1 pseudogene is annotated in these 487 nt (G+C 35.7%); it reads left to right on the top strand.

Features of this window, described 5'->3' with window-relative positions:
- Positions 1 to 487, top strand: a pseudogene (locus BOQ64_RS23330) (RHS repeat-associated core domain-containing protein); the annotation flags it as partial.

Raw genomic sequence — 487 nt, 5'->3', positions numbered from 1 at the left:
AAAAAGAAAAGCAATTCCTGTATCAGGACAAACATCAGCTTTAGTAGATGACCTTGAGTATAAATACACAGGAAACCGTTTAAATCAGGTGATAGAATCTGCGATGAATGATACAGGATATGAAGGTGGCAATAATATGATAGATTATGATGTGAATGGAAATATGACCACTATGAAGGATAAAGGGATTAATTCTATTGTTTATAATCATCTTAATCTTCCCAATACATTTACAATGAGTTATCCGGATCCTATTATTGTTGGGCAGCGATCTAGTGCTAATGTTGGATATTTATACCGTGCAGATGGAACTAAGTTGAGAAAAAACTATTCCACCAAACCTGCTAGAGGAAATATAAGAACCTCTATGACTGATTATCTGGATGGGTTTCAATATTCCTATAGAGAAGCTGGGGGAATATGTTTAACCTGTCGTACAGAATATGCTTTTGAAGAGCAGGCTTACGGAAACATCAGTACTGCCTTT

This window comes from Chryseobacterium sp. CH25 (assembly GCF_004119455.1).
In the GTDB taxonomy this organism is placed as follows: Bacteria; Bacteroidota; Bacteroidia; order Flavobacteriales; family Weeksellaceae; genus Chryseobacterium.
Note: the sequence above shows the minus strand (reverse complement) of the source record. Positions and strands in the feature narration are given on the sequence as shown.